Annotated in this window: 19 protein-coding genes; 10 read left to right on the forward strand and 9 right to left on the reverse strand. The window is 67.5% G+C overall.

Features of this window, described 5'->3' with window-relative positions:
• Positions 1-5: 5 nt before the first annotated feature.
• The 3 genes from GGR71_RS17255 to GGR71_RS17265 all read right to left on the reverse strand — a co-directional run bounded on the left by GGR71_RS17255 (position 6) and on the right by GGR71_RS17265 (position 3,009).
• Positions 6-842, reverse strand: a complete 837-nt coding sequence (locus GGR71_RS17255) for an SAM-dependent methyltransferase (protein ID WP_160959530.1) — start codon at positions 840-842, stop codon at positions 6-8.
• Positions 843-1,090: 248 nt separating this feature from the next.
• Positions 1,091-2,386, reverse strand: coding sequence for a peptidoglycan-binding protein (locus GGR71_RS17260; RefSeq protein WP_160959533.1), 1,296 nt, complete (start codon positions 2,384-2,386; stop codon positions 1,091-1,093).
• Positions 2,311-3,009 (reverse strand): hypothetical protein, encoded by a 699-nt coding sequence (locus GGR71_RS17265; RefSeq protein ID WP_237474343.1) that lies wholly within the window; start codon positions 3,007-3,009, stop codon positions 2,311-2,313. Before GGR71_RS17265 ends, GGR71_RS17260 begins: the two co-directional genes overlap by 76 nt.
• A 293-nt stretch (positions 3,010-3,302) precedes the next feature.
• On the opposite strand from GGR71_RS17265, the gene GGR71_RS17270 reads away from it, so the two are divergent.
• The 4 genes from GGR71_RS17270 to GGR71_RS17285 all read left to right on the forward strand — a co-directional run bounded on the left by GGR71_RS17270 (position 3,303) and on the right by GGR71_RS17285 (position 7,345).
• Positions 3,303-4,178: a DMT family transporter gene (locus tag GGR71_RS17270; protein ID WP_048490599.1), complete on the forward strand. Its 876-nt coding sequence runs from the start codon at positions 3,303-3,305 to the stop codon at positions 4,176-4,178.
• A 181-nt stretch (positions 4,179-4,359) separates the two neighbouring features.
• Entirely contained in the window at positions 4,360-4,725 is a 366-nt protein-coding gene (locus GGR71_RS17275) for a hypothetical protein (RefSeq protein WP_160959536.1), read from the forward strand.
• A gap of 129 nt (positions 4,726-4,854) precedes the next feature.
• Positions 4,855-6,225: a D-serine/D-alanine/glycine transporter gene (gene cycA, locus GGR71_RS17280; RefSeq protein WP_010340292.1), complete on the forward strand. Its 1,371-nt coding sequence runs from the start codon at positions 4,855-4,857 to the stop codon at positions 6,223-6,225.
• A 199-nt stretch (positions 6,226-6,424) separates the two neighbouring features.
• Positions 6,425-7,345, forward strand: coding sequence for a CorA family divalent cation transporter (locus tag GGR71_RS17285; protein WP_160959542.1), 921 nt, complete (start codon positions 6,425-6,427; stop codon positions 7,343-7,345).
• 125 nt (positions 7,346-7,470) lie between these two features.
• Here the strand turns inward: GGR71_RS17285 and GGR71_RS17290 are convergent, their stop codons facing one another.
• Positions 7,471-8,649, reverse strand: a complete 1,179-nt coding sequence (locus tag GGR71_RS17290; protein ID WP_160959545.1) for a nucleotidyltransferase domain-containing protein — start codon at positions 8,647-8,649, stop codon at positions 7,471-7,473.
• 339 nt (positions 8,650-8,988) lie between these two features.
• Between GGR71_RS17290 and GGR71_RS17295 the strand changes: the two genes are divergently transcribed.
• From GGR71_RS17295 to GGR71_RS17310, 4 genes are read left to right on the forward strand one after another with little or no spacing between them, the layout of a single operon-like run.
• Positions 8,989-9,519, forward strand: coding sequence for a phage tail protein (locus GGR71_RS17295; RefSeq protein WP_160959547.1), 531 nt, complete (start codon positions 8,989-8,991; stop codon positions 9,517-9,519).
• Positions 9,520-9,545: 26 nt separating this feature from the next.
• The gene (locus GGR71_RS17300; protein ID WP_160959549.1) at positions 9,546-10,097 is read left to right on the forward strand and encodes a phage tail protein; all 552 of its coding nucleotides are present in this window, start codon (positions 9,546-9,548) and stop codon (positions 10,095-10,097) included.
• 24 nt (positions 10,098-10,121) lie between these two features.
• Entirely contained in the window at positions 10,122-10,706 is a 585-nt protein-coding gene (locus tag GGR71_RS17305; protein WP_160959552.1) for a phage tail protein, read from the forward strand.
• Positions 10,703-11,233: a GNAT family N-acetyltransferase gene (locus tag GGR71_RS17310; protein ID WP_237474344.1), complete on the forward strand. Its 531-nt coding sequence runs from the start codon at positions 10,703-10,705 to the stop codon at positions 11,231-11,233. Before GGR71_RS17305 ends, GGR71_RS17310 begins: the two co-directional genes overlap by 4 nt.
• On the opposite strand, the gene GGR71_RS17315 is transcribed toward GGR71_RS17310, so the two are convergent.
• The 4 genes from GGR71_RS17315 to GGR71_RS17330 all read right to left on the reverse strand — a co-directional run bounded on the left by GGR71_RS17315 (position 11,216) and on the right by GGR71_RS17330 (position 14,116).
• The gene (locus GGR71_RS17315) at positions 11,216-12,073 is read right to left on the reverse strand and encodes a sulfotransferase domain-containing protein (protein ID WP_160959554.1); all 858 of its coding nucleotides are present in this window, start codon (positions 12,071-12,073) and stop codon (positions 11,216-11,218) included. The genes GGR71_RS17310 and GGR71_RS17315 overlap by 18 nt on opposite strands.
• Entirely contained in the window at positions 12,070-12,945 is an 876-nt protein-coding gene (locus GGR71_RS17320; RefSeq protein ID WP_343160808.1) for an HPr kinase/phosphorylase, read from the reverse strand. The genes GGR71_RS17315 and GGR71_RS17320 overlap by 4 nt, the downstream gene beginning before the upstream one ends.
• 71 nt (positions 12,946-13,016) lie before the next feature.
• Entirely contained in the window at positions 13,017-13,298 is a 282-nt protein-coding gene (locus tag GGR71_RS17325; RefSeq protein ID WP_160959559.1) for a PqqD family protein, read from the reverse strand.
• A gap of 74 nt (positions 13,299-13,372) precedes the next feature.
• The gene (locus tag GGR71_RS17330) at positions 13,373-14,116 is read right to left on the reverse strand and encodes a class I SAM-dependent methyltransferase (protein WP_160959562.1); all 744 of its coding nucleotides are present in this window, start codon (positions 14,114-14,116) and stop codon (positions 13,373-13,375) included.
• Positions 14,117-14,410: 294 nt separating this feature from the next.
• Between GGR71_RS17330 and GGR71_RS17335 the strand changes: the two genes are divergently transcribed.
• Together GGR71_RS17335 and GGR71_RS17340 are read left to right on the forward strand one after the other, a co-directional pair.
• Entirely contained in the window at positions 14,411-14,566 is a 156-nt protein-coding gene (locus GGR71_RS17335; RefSeq protein ID WP_184452164.1) for a hypothetical protein, read from the forward strand.
• Positions 14,567-14,590: 24 nt separating this feature from the next.
• Positions 14,591-16,516: an asparagine synthase-related protein gene (locus tag GGR71_RS17340; RefSeq protein ID WP_160959565.1), complete on the forward strand. Its 1,926-nt coding sequence runs from the start codon at positions 14,591-14,593 to the stop codon at positions 16,514-16,516.
• 206 nt (positions 16,517-16,722) lie between these two features.
• Here the strand turns inward: GGR71_RS17340 and GGR71_RS17345 are convergent, their stop codons facing one another.
• Positions 16,723-17,079 carry a hypothetical protein gene (locus GGR71_RS17345; protein ID WP_160959568.1) on the reverse strand — a complete coding sequence of 119 codons (357 nt, stop codon included), beginning with the start codon at positions 17,077-17,079 and terminating at the stop codon, positions 16,723-16,725.
• Positions 17,080-17,365: the final 286 nt, after the last annotated feature.

A 17,365-nucleotide genomic window follows, 5' to 3' on the forward strand; every position in this document is an offset into this window, starting at 1 on the left:
CTGCCTCAGCGGCGCGTGGCCAGCACCCCGTCCAGTGCCAGCTGCGCGGCGAAGCCGGCCTTCTCCAGACGCCTGGCCACCTCGCGCGGCACGTCGCGGCCGCTGGTGAGCTTGTTCGGACTGCCGGTGTAGTGGAACAGCCGACCGCCACGGCGCAGCACCCGCGCGAGTTGGTCGTAGAAGGTTTGCGCGTAGAGTTCGCCGGCGATGCCGAAGCGCGGCGGGTCGTGCAGGATCGCGTCCATCGACGCATCGGCGATGCCCCCGATGGCGGCGCCGACATCGCCATGCGTCAGCTGCAGGCGACCGTCGCTGGCGGCAGGATCCGGCGACCACGGATTGAGCGTGCGCAGCCACAGCACGTCGGCGTTCTTCTCGAACGAGTGCAGCCGGGCCACGCCGGCGTCCAGCGCGCAGGCAGCGAAATAGCCGAGGCCGCCGCAGGTATCCAGCACCTGCTTGCCGCGCGGTTCTACCAGCGCCACCTTGCGCCGCGCGTCCTCGAACGGCGACAGCTGCGCGCTGGGCAACATCTTGATGCCGTCGATCTCGAAGGTCGGCGCGCCCCACTCGGTCGGCACCAGCTTGATCAGCGCGCCGCCGAAACGCGACACCGCGGCGAAGTCCTCGCCGTCCCAGTAGTACAGCGTGCGGTCCTTGAGCTTGCCCGGATAGGGATACTCGCGTCCCTGCCACTGCCAGCGGTCGGCACCGAGCAGTGCCTGACCCTGGCTGCGCTCCAGGTCGAGCGAGCCGGACCAGGTGGTGGCGCCGGCATCGCGCGCGGCGAGCAGCGCGGCGGCGAGCGGACGGGTGAGCAGGGGGCCGGAATAGCGGGTCACGTCGGATCTGCCGGCGCCAGGAGCGCGGCACGGGGCTCGGATGCGGGAGCGCATCGTAACCGACGCGGTGCCGACGGTGGATAGCTACGACGGGTGCGCTTCGCATTCGTCATGCCGAGGGGGGCGCGCCGACCAGGCCGCAGCACCGGGACAAAGTGCCTCTTCGGCAGAGGTGCTTTGACCTCGGTGCACATCCTATCGGTACCGAGGCTCCGCACGTTGCGGGCGAGCAGCACGGCACCTGTCGTTCAATGTGCCATGCCGCCGCGCGCCTGCGCAGGTTCCTGTTGCGGGTTCGGCTGCTGCTGCACGGCTTGAGCGCGCTGTTGATTCTGCGCATCGACCTGGCGGGTGCTTTCCTGCACGGGCGGTGCCTGTTCCAGATCGACACGTGCGCGAAATCCTGGCGTAGTGCCTGCGACGAAGGCCACCTTGTCCTGTACCGTCACCGTCTGCAGTTGCTGCGGACCCTGGATGCCCTCGGCCTTGACCGCTTGCAGGGTATGCGCGACCTGCGCGTCGGTGGCGCCGGGCATGCGTTCACGCAGCGCGTTGAAGAATGGATGGTCGGCATGCGTGGCTTCGGAGACCAGCGGCGAGCGCTTGGCCTCGGCCAGGGCCGCTCGCGTGTCGCGTCCGACGACGGCATCGTCGTCCAGTCCATGCGCGCGCTGGAACTCTTTCAGGGCGTGGCGCGTATTGCGCCCGAAATCGCCATCGGGCTTCAGTGGCTTGCCGTCGGCGCCACGGTAGCCGAGCTCAGCCAACTGCTCCTGCAGCGCGCGGGTCTGCTGGTCGCGCTCGTTTCCGCCCATGCTGGCCAACTGCTGCAGCGAGACCTTGCCGCTCCGTATGTCGGCGACCAACTCGGGCGTGATGGTCTGGGCCCACTGGTTCGCCGCTTCTACGCGTTCGTTGGCGCCGTTGTCGCCACCATTGATGATGCGGCCCGCTGCACGGGCGTTGTCGCGCAGGTTCTCCGGCACGCGATCCCGCCAATAGGCCACCGCGAGATTGGCCGCCGTCTGCGGCGCGGCCGCCAGGTCCGGGTTGTTGGCCAGATCGACATTGAAGCGCTGGCCGTAGCGCTCGTAGTTGTCGCGTCCGGTGTACTGCAGATAGCCGCGGCCGTGAAACCGCCAGCCGTCGCCGGGTTCGGTGTTGCCGAGATCGGCGCGGTTTTCGTACATCACGGTGGCAATACGCTGCGGGTCGCGGCTGGCGACGGCGTCCTCCACCTGCTTGCGCGTGAAGCGGTCATCGGCCGAGGAGACCGCCGCGATCACGCTGTCGGCCGAGGTATAGCCCAGGTTCTCGTGCATGCGTCGAAAATGGCCGGTCTCGACGGCGGCGTTTCCCATCAGGTTTGCCAGTTCCGTCGGCGAGGTGATGCCGGAATCGACCGCGGTCTTGAGCAGCAGTGCCGAGCTTTCGTTGAAACGGGGCATGGTTCTCTCCTTAGAATCGATTACTGAACGACGGCTCGATGCTTGTCCATGGCCTTCTGCAGTTGTTCTGGATCGATCTGCGAGATCGGGGTCCACGCGAAGTCCGCCGGATACCTGGCGGTTCCGCGAAAGACGTCCATCGCGCCGCTCTGTGGATTTTCAGCAGGTGTCGTGCTGCTCGCTTCGGCCAGATACCACGCTTTCTTGGCAGAGTCGTACTTCAGCGTGTAGGTGACATTGCTGCGTGCCTGCTGGTTGACGTAGACGATTTCCTGCGTCTTCAGGCTCAGGTTGTCGTCCAGGCGCTTCGCGTTGCGCGCCACATCGTTGTACAGGCAGTCGACCGCTTGGGGGCTACGGTCAGCCACGCTCCATGCCGCATTTGCCTGTCGCAGGACCAACAGTTCGCAGGTATTGCCTGAGGCATCGGCATCGGCGTGGCGGACGATGGCGACGGCATCGGTCCCGCCATCGCCTGTCAGATCGTGCTGTTTGAAGGCGAGGATCTGGTCCCCCTGCTTGAGCAAGGGCTGCAGGGACGCCTCCGCGGAGAGGGGCGCCGACGGGGAGGCGGATGCCTGGGTGGCCACTGAAGCAGATGGTGCCTGGTCCGTGCCGCCGTTGGCGGCGTGGTCGGTCGGTGTGGTTTGCGCGGACGGCTGGCAACCGATCAGGCTTACCGCTAGGAGGAAAGGCAGACAACGTGGCAGTGATGGCATCGGTCGGTCTCTGGCTGCACGCGCAATAGACGCGTTGCGATTGGGTTCAAGGCAGCAGGGAGGCCGGCGAGGCGGTATTGGGTTCGCGTCGTCCTGACACGGAGGCAACTCCCGCTCCCTGGATGCAACCGTAGGCGCACCCTTGGTTGCGCTGAGGCTTATAGCAATGCATTGCTTAAGAATTTGTTGTGTCTTGGACGATTCGCTCGGCCGGTGCTGCCGTTCCCCCGCATAATGGGGGAGAGTTCCCGTGTGCCCGGTATGGGCCGTCGTTCGATCGCAAGAGGCTCATGATGCTCAAGGGTGTGCTGCTCGGTTTCGCCTGTTATGCTGCCTATTCGATCAGCGATGCCTTCGTGAAAGGTTTGGAGGGGTCGCTGCCGGCCTACGAGGTGGTGTTCTTCGGCGCGCTGCTGATGCTTGCCGCGCTGCCGTTCCTGAAGAAGCCGGGCGATCGCTGGCGCGAGGTGGTGGTGGCGCAGCGGCCCAGCATCTGGCTGCTGCGCGCGTTCACCGGTGCGGCCGGCAACCTGTCCGCGGTCACCGCGTTCACCCTGTTGCCGATGGCCGAGGCGTTCGCGCTGATCTTCCTGATGCCGATCTTCGTCACCGTGCTGTCGGTGCTGCTGCTCAAGGAGGAGGTGCGCTGGCGGCGCTGGCTGGCGGTGATCGTCGGCTTCATCGGGGTGCTGGTGGTGCTGCGGCCGGGGTTCCGGCACCTGGGCCAGGGCCATGTCGCGGCGATCGTCTGCGGCCTGGTGGGAGCGGTGTCGGTGATCAGCCTGCGCATGGCCGGACCCGGCGAGAAGCGCCTGACCCTGTACGGCGCCGGCGTGCTCGGCCCGCTGCTGATGGGCGGGCTGCTGATGCTGCCGACCTTCGTCTGGCCGACCTGGCAGCAGTGGATCCTGCTGGCCGGCTACGGCCTGCTCGCCGGCCTGGCCGCGATCTTCATGATGTACGCCTCGCGCGCGGCGCCGATCAGCGCGGTGGCGCCGACCCAGTACAGCCAGATGCTGTGGGCCATCGGCTTCGGCTACTGGCTGTTCCACGACCACCTGGACTGGCCGATGGCGGTGGGCATCGCGCTGATCCTCGGCGCCGGCCTGTTCACCCTGGTACGCGAGGAGAAGGTCACGCAGTGGTGGCGGCGCACCAAATTGGTGTGAGTGACGCCTGAGCCGATCTCGGTCGCCGCCCTGGCACCGATCAGGAAATCGCCGATACGGCCGCGCGTGCAGCGCAGCGATGCTGCCGGTTCATGGACGAGGCAGGGCCGGCGCGCGGCCACGAGGGATCGCTACGGTCGCCGCGCCATCGGACTTTCCTTCATCAAGATCGGAGAATGGCATGACGAACAATGCGATGGGGCAGTTGCTCGACGCCGCCGCCCATGCGGGCGCGACGGGTGCGGCGGGCGTGCGGGTGGTGGCGGGCGTGGTCGGGGCGGACGGCGCGGTCCGCAACGGCGCGGGGTACACGGTGGCGCACGTCAGCACCGGGCACTACCTGGTGAGCTTCCAGCCGCCGTTCCAGGCGCTGGATGGGGTCTCGGTGACCCAGATCTATCCGGGCGACGGCAGCACCTGCGACAACGCGGTGATCATCCGCCTGGACGCGGGCCAGGTGCTGCTCAAGACCGGCGACGGCGGCGGCAACCAGTCAGACCGCGACTTCACCTTCGTCGCGATCGGCCAGGGCGGCGCGCTGGCCTGAGCGGCCGCGCCCGTGCGTCCCGGGCGGCATGCGACGCCGTCCGGGGCGCCGCCGACGCGATGCGCGGCTGGCGCGCGCTGCCGCCATCTTCTATGTTTGCAGGCTAACCCCTCGCGATGGCCTGCGCCCATGACCGATCCGTCCGCCCAGCCCGACCACCTGCAGCGCAGCCTCTCCAACCGCCACCTGCAGTTGATCGCGATCGGCGGGGCGATCGGCACCGGCCTGTTCATGGGCTCGGGCAAGACCATCAGCCTGGCCGGGCCGTCGATCCTGTTCGTGTACCTGATTATCGGCGTGATGCTGTTCTTCGTGATGCGCGCGATGGGCGAACTGCTGCTGTCGAACCTGGAATACAAGTCGTTCATCGACTTCTCCACCGACCTGCTGGGGCCCTGGGCCGGGTTCTTCTGCGGCTGGACCTACTGGTTCTGCTGGATCATCACCGCCATCGCCGACGTGATCGCGATCGCCGCCTACGCGCAGTTCTGGTTCCCGACGCTGGCGCCGTGGATCCCGGCGATGCTGTGCGTGCTGTTGTTGCTGGGGTTGAACCTGGTGACGGTGAAGCTGTTCGGCGAAATGGAATTCTGGTTCGCGCTGATCAAGATCGTGGCGATCTGCGCGCTGATCCTCACCGGCGCCGGCCTGGTCGCCTGGGGCTTCCAGTCGCCGTCCGGGCACGTGGCCTCGCTGGCCAACCTATGGAACGACGGCGGCATGTTCCCGATGGGGCTGGGCGGGTTCTTCGCCGGCTTCCAGATCGCGGTGTTCGCCTTCGTCGGCATCGAGCTGGTCGGCACCACCGCGGCCGAGACCGCCGACCCGCGCCGCAACCTGCCCAAGGCGATCAACTCGATCCCGGTGCGCATTCTGGTGTTCTACGTGCTGGCGCTGGTCGCGATCATGGCGGTGACGCCGTGGCGCGAGGTGGTGCCGGGCAAGAGCCCGTTCGTGGAGCTGTTCGTGCTGGCCGGCGTGCCGGCCGCCGCCAGCCTGATCAACTTCGTGGTGCTTACCTCGGCCACGTCCTCGGCCAACAGCGGCATCTTCTCCACCAGCCGCATGCTCTACGGCCTGGCCGAGGAGCGCCACGCGCCGCGCGGGTTCGCGCGGCTCTCGCGCGCGGCGGTGCCCGCGCGCGGACTGCTGTTCTCCTGCGCCTGCCTGCTTGGCGGCACCGTGCTGATGTACCTGATCCCGAACCTGGTCACCGCCTTCACCCTGGTCACCACGCTGGCCGCGGTGCTGTTCATGTTCGTCTGGTCGCTGATCCTGTGCGCCTACATCGCCTACCGGCGCAAGCGCCCGCAGCTGCATGCGGCCTCCGCGTTCAAGATGCCCGGCGGCGTGGTCATGTGCTACGTGTGCCTGGCGTTCTTCGCCTTCGTGCTGGCGCTGCTGACCCTGCAGGCCGATACCCGCCAGGCCCTGTTCGCCAGCCCGGTGTGGTTCCTGCTGCTGGGCGTGGGCTACGCGTTGAAGCGCCGCAGCGCCTAGGGCGTGTCACCCATTCCCGAGTATGCCGCGTTGGGTCTGGCAGGCCCAACCCGAAGGGCCGCGGTTGCGCGCGCCCGTGGCCGCGTCATCGCTCGGGGATTGATGACACGCCCTAGCCTGAACCGGCGTGCGCGGCGGTCGTTGACGCTCTGCACGCGCTGACGGATGCTCGCGGCCTTTCCTGCGCGAGCCAGTCCCGATGATCACCATCCATCGCTTCGGCGGTACCTCCGACACGCCGGTGTGCTGGGTGGACCTGTGCCGGCCGAGCGAGGCGGACCTGGCCGAGGTTGATAGCAAGGTCGGCTTCGCCGTGCCGACGCGTGCGGCCATCGGCGAGATCGAGTTCAGCAGCCGGGTGCGGGTGGAGGGCGATGTGCTGTTCCTCAACGTGCCGCGCTTCCAGGACGAGGACGGTCCCACCGCGCCGCTGGGCTTTGCGGTGTCGCCGCGGGTGCTGGTGACCCAGCGCGAGCAGCCGATGGCCTCGCTGGATGCGGTGGTCACGCAGTTGCAGCACAGCCCCTGCCGCAGCAGCGACGATCTGCTGCTGCGGCTGCTCGACGAACTGGTCGGGCGCCTGGCCGACCGCCTGGAAGCGCTGGAGGCACAGATTACCGAGGCCACGCGTGCCGCGTTCGCCAAGCCGCATGCGCGGCACAAGTCGCGGCACCTGGAGCGGATGCTGCGCGACGTCGGCGACATGGGCCGGCGCCTGGGCGGCATGCACAACGCCGGCCACGGCCTGCTGCGCCTGGCCACCTATCTGGACGATGCCGCGCCGGACTGGTTCGGCGAGGACGCGGCCAAGCGCATCGGCCTGTTGCACAAGGATCTGGCCACCCTCATCGAATTCGAGCAGCACCTGGACGACCGCATCGAGTTCCTGCTCGACAGCGTGCTGGGCATGATCAACGTCGACCAGAACAACGTGATGAAGGTGATGGCGGTGGCCTCGGTGGTGGGCATCCCGCCGACGGTGCTGGTGGGCATCTGGGGCATGAACTTCGCGCACATGCCCGAGCTGAAATGGCACGACGCCTACTACTGGGCGCTGGGCGTGATCGCGCTGAGCATGCTGTTGCCGCTGGCGTGGTTCCGCCGCCGCGGCTGGGTCTGAGTGCGCCCTGCGGGCGCCGACGCGGCCAGCGCGCGATGGCCGCCCGTGTTCGCGTGCGATGTGGAGGCTAGTCGTGTCCGCGCGTCGGATCGGCCGAGCGCCGCCTGCGAGGCAGGGGAAACGCCTCAGCGCGCATCGCCGCGCATGCCGCGGCGCTTGGCCAGGTGCTGCCGGACTAGTCGCATCGCGCGCAATCCCGGGTAGGCCCACTGCAGTGGGCGCGGCAGGCGCGTGGCCGCGCGGTCGTCCTCGGTCGGCGCAAGCAGGAACGGAATCAACTGCAGACGACCACGCCAGCTCGATTGCAGCGACAGCAGGCGCAGCGCATAGCGGACCACGCCGAGCCGGGCCGCCAGGTCGGCGCCGCGATCGGAGCCGAGTGCGTCCAGGTGCGGCAGCAGCGTGTCGGCCGCGAGTCGCGCGCTGCGCAGCAGCGATGGTTGTTCGCGCAGGGCCGGAGGCAAGCCGATGCCGAGCGTGGCCTCGGCCAACAAGGCGCCCAGGGCCAGTTGCCGTTCCACGCCGAGGCGACGCGCCAGCGTAAGGGTGGCATGCCAGTCCAGCGATGGGCTGCGCAGCGCCTGCGCGAGATCCACCAGCCAGAAGGCGCGGTGCCAGTTGTGCTTGGTGCCGTGGAAAGCGGCATACACCACCGCCAGCGGTGGCGCCAATGTGGTCACCTGCACCCCGGCCACGCGCACGCGGGTGGTGTGGTCGTCCCACAGCGCTGCGGGTTGCAAGGGGAACTCGCGGGCCTGGTTGGCCAGGCGCAGATGCAGTTCCAGCACCAGCCCGCTGTCGGCATGCCGCAGCGACAGGGCGTGATTGTCGCGTACGTAGCGGTCCAACGCGTCCGCCGCGTCCGGGTCCAGCAGATAGCCCAGGCGTTCAAGCAGAGGCAGCACGCGATCGCGGTCGGTGGCATCGATCAACAGGTCGATATCGCAGGCCTCGCGATGCTGCGGGCTGCCGAACAGTGCCGCGTAGCCCTGTCCCTTGAGCAGGCAGTGGCGCAGACCGGCGTCGTCCAGACAACGGACGATTTGCTGCAGCGCCGCGGTCTGTCGGAGCGTATGCACGAGCATGCGGCGTTGCCGTTGGCGAAGCACATCGCACAGCGGTGCCGGCATGGTCGCCGCCAGCGTCTCGGCGGGCGGCAGTGCCAGCGCCAGACGGTGTTGCGTCAGCACGCGCGCGAAGGCGTGTGGATCGACGTCGTCTGCGCGCGACGGATCGGGCTGCGCCCGCCACAAACACAACGCATAGGCGAAGGCGGGCGACCATCCGGGTGTCGTCGCAATCAAGGATGGAACCCGGATTCATCGCGCGCGTCATCGGCAGGCGCCTCCCAAACTGAGGACGATTTCATCGAATCGGATGACTTGTATTCGAGCGTAGACAAAATTTCTTGACCAGCGCGCACTGCATTGCATCGAAAAAGTGCTAAGTGATTCAGTGCGCACATGATTCTTGTCCGTCCCTGTTATTCCCGTGCGATGCGGATCGGCATCGGACTGATGTATCGCGCACTCGTACGCTGTGTAGCATAGCCCTCGACGCATGACGCGGCGCCCAGGGCGGTGCAATTTCGTGCGCGATCGCAGCCATGGCCTCTCGCTGATCCGCTCTCAAGGAGACGACGTATGACCGACGCGTTCATAGGCGAAATTCGCCTGTTTACGATGGACTGGGTGCCCAGGGGATGGCTGCCATGCGATGGCCGCTCGCTGCCTATTCAAGGCAATCAAGCACTCGCGGCGCTGCTCGGCAATCAGTTCGGCGGCGACGGCAAGACCACGTTCAATCTGCCCGATCTGCGCGGTCGGGTGCCGGTGGGGCAGGGCGCCAACCCACTCACCTCGCCGCCGGTGATGTACTCCGTGGGCAACTACGGTGGTCTCGAAGGCGTGGCGCTCTCCGCCGCGCAGATTCCACCGCATACTCATACCGTCAATGCGGTTGCCGCGGTGGGAACGACCGCAGGGGCAGGTAACGCCTATATCGCCGAACCCGCCGATCCGCAGTACCTGTATGCGCCAACGGGGACGCTGGTCGCGTTGGCTCCCGATGCGGTCAGCCAGGAGGGCGCGGGCGCCGCGCACAACAACATGCAACCGTCGCTGGTGCTGAACTTCTGCATCTGCACGGTCGGTCTGTTTCCGTCCCGCCCCTGACGCCCGCCACGAAGGAAACGACATCTATGGACGCCTACATTGGTCAAATCATCCTGTTCGCCAGCTATTTCGAGCCGAAAAACTGGGCGTTCTGCGATGGCCGCCAGTTGTTGATCAAGGATTACGTTGCGTTGTACTCGCTTATCGGCACCGTCTACGGTGGCGACGGCAGGACCACGTTCAATCTGCCGGACCTGCGCAGCCGGGTGCCGATCGGGCAGGGGCAGGGCGTGCCCCGTGCGCCGGCACCGCAACTGACCGCACGCGTGCTCGGGCAGCAACTGGGTGTGGAAACCATGACCTTGCAATTGGCGGAAATGCCGGCGCATCGGCATACCCTGCAGGCGACCACCGCGGCTGCCACGACCGTGGTGCCGACCGGCAATCTGTTCGCGGTGCCGCCGACCCCGAACGTGGAGTATTTCACGCCACCCAGCGGCTCTGCACCGGTGGTGCCCACCTTGGCTGCCAGCACGGTCGGATCTGCCGGCGCGAACCAGGCGCACGACAACCGTATGGCCACGCAGGCGTTGAACTACCTGATCTGCCTGAATGGTTTGTTTCCGGATCGGCCTTGATCGGCCATCGCATAGGAGCCTGACATGTCCAACAGCTTCATCGGCGAGGTGCGTGCGTTTCCCTATACCTTCGCACCGGAGGGCTGGCTCGATTGCATGGGCCAGTTGGTGAGCGTGCAGCAGTATCAGATGCTGTATTCGTTGCTCTCCAATTTCTATGGGGGCGATGGCCGCACGACGTTCGGCTTGCCGGACCTGCGCGGCCGTGCAGCGGTCGGTCGCGGTCAGGGTCCGGGCCTAAGCAACTATGCGCTGGCGCAACTGGATGGCGCCGACTCCGTTGCGCTGGTGTCGGCGACGCAGTTGCCGGCCCATACCCACACCATCACCAGCAAGTTCACGCCATTCGCATCGGCACAGACCGCATTCAGCGCGACGCCTGGCGCCACCGCCTACATATCGCGTCTGATCAATCCGACCGGCAGCACTACCACGTACAGGCAATACACGGCGGCGGCCAGTGTCACTCCCGCAGCCATGTCTCCGAACAGTCTGACGCCCTTTCCCGGGAGCCCCGTGCCAGCTCAGGCGCACGAGAATCGGCAGCCCTTCACCACCATGCGCTACTGCATCTGCGCCACCGACGGCATCTATCCGGAACGGGATTGAGCACGCTGCGCTTCGACTGTCCCGCGCCATTGCTGGTGCGGGGCATGCAGATACGACCGGAATGCGTGGCGGACCTGCCGGCGCTGCGCGCGTTGTATCGGGAGCAGCGCTGGGCCGAGTTCGCGATGTTGCAGTGGGACGATGTGGCGCGCGCCGCGTTCATCGACCAGCAGTTCGCGGTGCAGCAGCGTCACTACACCCTTAGCCAGGAGCAGGTGCTGTTCCTGGTGCTGCTCGAAGATGAGTGCGTCATCGGGCGGATGTATCTGGGGGACGATGCTGCAGGCGCTGTGCGCTTGATGGATATCCTGCTGCGGCCGGATCGCCGTGGGCAGGGCTTGGGGACGGCGTTGATCGCTGCGCTGCTGGAGCAAGCGGCGGCCGATGGCCGCGACGTGTTGCTGCAGGTGGAAAAGGACAATCCTGCGGCCGGCCTGTATCGCCGGCTTGGCTTTCACGCATATGCCGACACCGACATCGCCTGGCAGATGGTCTGGTCCCGCAGCGGGTCATGCTTTCCCGCATGAGCGTTCCGGAAGCGGTGCATCGTCCAGGTAGCCCAGCCAGGCCATGATCGGGCCATGGTCGGTGAGCACACGCGCCGCCTGTGCCGCGCTGAGCACCGTGCGCCACGCGCCCGCGCGGCCCTGGCGGAAGAAGTGTGTCTGTCCGTCCTGGCGTTCTGCGAATCCACGGCGTTGCTCTGTATCGCGCAGCGTCTCGAAACGGCACGACGCCACCGCACGCTCCACCAGTGCGGGATCCGTGGGCAGGCCGAGAAAGTCGGCCAAGCGCATGGTTTCCCGCAGTGGATCGGTCAACAGGTCTTCATAGCGCAGCAGCAGACGTGGGCCGGGCGCCTGCTGCCAGGACGCCACGTGCTCGGACCATGAGCCGAAACGTTGCCTAGCCTGTGAACGGTATGCGGACAGCGTGCCGCAGACGGTGGCTCCGCTTTCGCCAAGTTGCGCGATGGCGGTGTCCAGATCCACGCGGGCGTGGTCTGCCCAGGACGGAGCGATGTCGCGCGGATCACGCACGATGTAAACAGTCCCGACTGTCGCCGTGGCGGGAAACAGCGTGGCGTCGTAGCGGTCGTGAACCTTGAGCACGCTCAGGGTCTGCGCTGCGCATCGCCGGTAGGCGGCGGCGCGTAGCAGATGCAGTTCGGCCGGCGTCAGGTCGCCGATATCCACGTCGAGGTAGCGTGCCAGCCATGCGCGCCATGCGGCGTTCGGCAGCGCCGTGGTGAGTTCGTCCAGGTCTACTGTGGCAGCACCTCTCTGCAGACTGGCGATCAGGTAGCGAACCCAGGTATTGCCGGACTTGGGATACGAGACGAGCCAGAAGATGCCGCGCCGGCTCATGTGCCGAAGTGCGCCTCGAGCAGGTCGGCTGTGGCGGCGAGTGCGTCGAAGCGGCGCGGGCGCTGCAGCCGCCAGACCGGTACCTGGCGGGCGATGGCGGCGGCCTGCGCAAACATGGCTGCGCGCAGGCCAAGGCGTTCGGCCGCCTGCGGGCGTGCCAGGTAGCCGTGCAGCGTCGCCAATCCGGCATGCGGCGACAGACGCTGCAGGTGCGGCTCCGAAGGTGCATCGTGCAGGACCACGACCGCATCCAACGTCGCCGGTGCGGCATCGAAGCCTATGCTTGGACGCAGATCGAATTTGTCCATGCCTGGCCGCACCCGTGGCGTGCCGGTCATCGGCAACTGCAGCGACTCCAGCGTGTCGCGCCACAGTTTCAGCCGCGGAAATGCCGGCAGCGTCGTGATGCCGTGGGCACCATCGCTGCGGATGACGGTGAGGTCGTCGCTGAGCAGGCCATGGCCGCGTTGCAGCAGGGCTGCCGCCAACGTGGATTTCCCTGCGCCGCTATGGCCGGCGAAGGCCACGGTCCGTGAGCCGATGCGCAGACAGGCGGCATGCAGCGGGAACAGGCCGCGCTGCAGGCACAGATAGCCCAGCGCCGAGCCGAGCAGAAACAGCCGCCAACTCTCGTCGTGCGAGTCCAGCCGTTGCACGCGCATCGAGCGGCCGCTCCGGACGAGGATACGCACCACCTGCGGCACCTGCAGCAGCATCGCGCCATCGCGGTCGACGCTCAACCAAGAGTCGGCAGGTTCGTCGGTGTCCAACCGTTCCGGAACCGCGGCTTCTTCGATCGTCACGTCCGCAGCGGCGCACTCGGCGCTCCCCGGCCAGGGGGCAAGTTCCGGCAATGCCAGCGTACTGCTCACCTGCAAATCGCATAACACGTACCGATAGTGCAAGGGCATAGCGGGCGATGACCGATTGGCAGAGACGTGTGTCAGGCGCGGATCTCCACCGCCCCGGCGTCGCGCAGCGCTTCCAGCAGCGTCGTCACGTCGGTTTCGATGGTGGTCCGGGGCGCTGCGTATTCGGCACTCAGGCGATCGCACAGCGTGGCGAAGGCGCAGGGCGGATCCAGATGCGACCACACGTCCTTGCCGACGGGGTCCAGCGACAGGTAGAGCCCGCGTTCGGTGCTCATGAGAACCAGTTCATCGCCCATCTCGGCGGCAAGGCAACCGGGCGTCCGCGCGATGATCGTGCTTGGTGCGATGTGCATCCTGGTGCCAGGTTGGTGTGGAATGCAGGAGCTTACCGAGGACACCGTGCGCTGCAAAGCACCGGTTCTGCTTGCTAATCGCAGGGGGCGATGCGGCGCCGGAACACGGCCTGTTCGTCGGCCTGCTCGGCCAGGCGCCGATTGTCCGGACCGAACAGCGGCGTATCCGCACGTGCCGGCGTCGGCACGCACAGCGCTGTGTCGAACCAGCGTGCCGCCTGCGTGTCGCGCAGGCGGAAATTGGCGTGGCGCAGCACCAGCAGTCCGCCAGGGCGCAGGCAACGTGCGAAGTCGAGCAACTGCGCTTCCACGTCCTCGAACCTGATGAGATGATCGCAGCGCTCGCCGCGATACGTCCCCAGGTCGCCGCGACGCAGCACCGCCAGGCAGAAAATGGCGTCGTAAGCGCCATCGGCCTCGCCGGTCGTATCGCCGGCCAGGCGGAACTGCAGCCCGGGATCGGGCCGGTCGCGCAGTTGGCGCAGGCAGGCGCGAACCGAATCGGGATGGATATCAACGCCTGTGATCGTGGCATTGGGGAAGTACGCGCGCAGGCTGAATACCTCCTCGCCGCTGGCGCAGCCGAAGGACAGCAGCCGCACGTGGCGATCGGCGCCGAGCATCTGTCGGACGAAACTGAACAGGTTGGGGTAACGATCCATCGAGGTGGTCGCGTAGTCCTGGAACAGCGGCACCGGCGAGGTGAGTTGCAGCCAGGCATAGGTGCGGCCCTGGCGGCTGCGCATGGCGCGATACAACAGGCGCACGCCGCGCCGGATCGGCAAGAGCCTGCGCCAGTGGAATCGGTGCAGACTCATGCCGGCTGCCGCGACCGGCAGGAAAAGCGCACGCGGCGGAAGCGCAAGCCGGAAACCGGCAGCGCAGATGACGACGTGCGTCGCCTCTGGCGTAGACATGTGAGCGCCGCGGGCGGCATGTGGTGGTAACCTGAAAACACCCTGCGCAAGCTTAATCGGCTGGCGCGTCCGGGGGAATCAGAGCGGACGATGGATGGCAGGGGCGCGCATCGTACCCGCTGCGCCTGTACTGATGCGCTGGGGAAGCAGGCTGCGTCAGGTCCCATAGCAAAAAGCAAATAAGGAGATTCCGCGATGTACGAGAACCAACCAACTGTTTCGTCTGTTGCTTCCGTCGAGGGCGGACGCAAAGCGTGGTCGGCACCCGTGGTGTCCTTCCTGTCGATCGATGAAACGGCGAACGGCACTGTAGCGGGCGATGATGGCGGTGGGACGAGTACCGGTTCTTGAGCCTGAACGCCAGCACGGGACGGCATGAGTGATTTTGCCGGCGTCTGGCGGCTGGATGGCGCGCCGGTCGCGCCAGGTGACATCCAGCGTCTAGGCCAGGCGTTGGATGCGCGCGAGATCGGCCCGGTCCGGGTCTGGCAGGACGGTGCCGTCGCGCTCGTGCATCGCCAGCATGTCTTCACCCCGCAGGATGCCGATGAGGCGATGCCATGGGTGGGGGCATCGGGCGCCGTGCTCGCGGCCGACGTGACATTGGCCGCGCGGCAGGAACTGGCAGCGGCGCTGGGGGATTGCGCCGATGCCGCCATGCCCGATGGCGCGCTGCTGCTGCAGGCCTTGCAGCGCTGGGATGTCGCGGCACTGCCGCGCCTCCACGGGTCTTTTGCCTTGGCCTTGTATCGGCCGGACCTGCGGCGCCTGGTGCTGGCCCGCGACCCGGTAGGGATGCGCTCGTTGTTCGTGCATCGCGGGCCACGCCTGATCGCCTTCGCCACGCGCCTGCGAGCGTTGCTGGTGCTGCCGGAGGTACCGAAGGATCTGGACGATCGCGCCCTGGCCGACAGGCTAATCATGGACCGTGCGCGTCCCGAGCGCACCATCTATCGCGCTGTCGACCGGGTACCGATGGCGCATGCGGCGGTGCTGACCCCCGAAGCGATGTACTGCCAGCGCTGGTGGTCGCCACCCGAGGCAGGTTCGCTGCGCTTGCGCGACGACGCCGAAATTGAGGCTGCTGCGGCCGAGGTGCTGGATCGTGCGGTGAGCGACGCGTTGCGCGCGCACGGTCCGGTGGCGACCTGCCTGACCGGCGGACTGGACAGCGGCTCGGTGACGCTGTCGGCAGCGCGGCAACGGGCGCCGGCGCCGCTGCTTGCGCTCACGCGCGCCCCGCTGGCGACGACCGCAGCCGCCAATGCCACCCACTATTACGACGAGGTACCGCGTGCGCGTTGCCTTGCCGCCAGCCACCCAGGGATCGACTGGCATCTGGTCGGCGACGATGGCGACGACTGGGGTGAGCACGATCCCGCGTGTTGGTGGCGGGAAGGCGCGCAGCCGGTCCGCACGCCCTCCAACATGGCCTGGTTCTTTCCGCTGTACCGGTTTCTGCATGCGCGTGGCGGACGGGTGATGCTGGGCGGCGAACTGGGCAACGCGTTCTTCAGCTACGACGGCCGGTTGCGCCTGCAACAACTGCTGCGTCAGCGGCAGTGGCGGGTGCTGGCGGCACAGCTGCGCGCACTTGCTGTCAGCGAGGGCCTGAGTCGGCGCAAGACCGTGCAGCGCTACCTGTTGCGTCCCTTTGCGCCGATTGCGCTGCTGCGTCTCTGGCATGGCCTGCCGGCTGCGTTCTGGGAAGCGGAGGCGGCGCTGCAGCCAGCGCTGGCGCATACGGTAGGAATGCGCCAGTCGCTGGATCGGGACCGATACCGGTTGCGTCTGGGAGGCGGGCATCATTCCCTGCGGACCCTGCGCGAGTGGATGCTGGGCGATGCAGGCCCAATGGACGTCATGAACACGCTGCGCGCGGTCTCCGGGGTCGACATGCGCTTTCCGCTCGGCGACCGGCGCGTGATCGAATTCTTCGGGAGCCTGCCGCTGGACCAGTTCTTGCGCGACGGGGTCACTCGCGCGTTGCCGCGCCGCCTGCTGGCCGCACGCGGCGCACCGCCGGAGATCCATGCCAACCGCATGGTCGGTGTGCAACAGGGCGACTGGTTCGCGCGCTTGAGTGCGCAGCGCGGCGCGCTGCAGGCGCAACTGGCCGATGCCCGCCGCTCGCCGCTGGCCAATCGCGTCGTGGATCTGCCGCGGTTACAGGCATCGCTTGAGCGCTGGCCGCAGGATGCCGCGGCCGCCGAGTCGCGGCGTGGCGAGTATCTGCAGGTGTTGGCGTCCGGTCTGCAGATGGCCGGCTTTCTGGCCTGGCACGAGCGCGGCGGCGCCTGACGCGCAGACACTGCAGGCCCCCTTCAACAGCGCTGCAGCCGTGAGCGCGACATGGTATGACGCGGGGCAGGCCATGCGCGTTGCATCCGCCACTGAGCGAACGCATGCGCCATGCCGAATTTCGGTGCACATGCGAGCGCAGGCGGTTACCGATCTGGTTCCGCCGCCGCGGCTGGATCTGATCGACTACGCGCATGCGCCGCCGGTCACGCCGCGAGGCTGTCTGCCTCTGCGGTCTCCACCGCATCGTGTTCCTCGCCGCTCACGTGCTGCACCGCGGCGATGTCCCACGACACCGTGTCCGGATCGATCAGGGCGTGGATCGCGGCGCCCTGCAGTTCGCGCATCAGCCGCCGCGCCGACGCGGTGCCGTGCGCCACGCTGTCCCACAGCACCATGTCCACCACGCTGCCGTCGCGGCGGCGGGCGATGCGTCGCGAGCGGAAGCCGGGCTGGCGCTGCAGCCAGGCATCGACTTCGGCATTGGCGCGCAGGAAGGTGCGCCAGGTGCAGTCCAGCAGGCGGAAGGTGGCGATTTCCAGGGCTTCGGTATGGGGGTGCATCGGTCTCTCCTGCGGTCTGCGTCGCCCACATGGCGCGCTGGCGGCGACGCGGCAGCGCGACGGCGGGGCATGGGGAAGGGACAGAGCCGTATGGCCGGAACAGGCAGGCGGAGGCGGGCGTTCCGGGACGGCGCCGGCGCGGGAACCGGCCGACACAGGATGCTGCTGCGCGCGGCGCGCGCGTTAGCGCGATCCAACGGAATTCTTGTACGATCCTGCAAGCCGCGTCGCGCCGTGGTCCATGCCGGCGCAGCATCGTGCAAGCTTGCCTTCCTCCTCTGCACGC

It is taken from the genome of Xanthomonas sp. F1 (assembly GCF_014199855.1).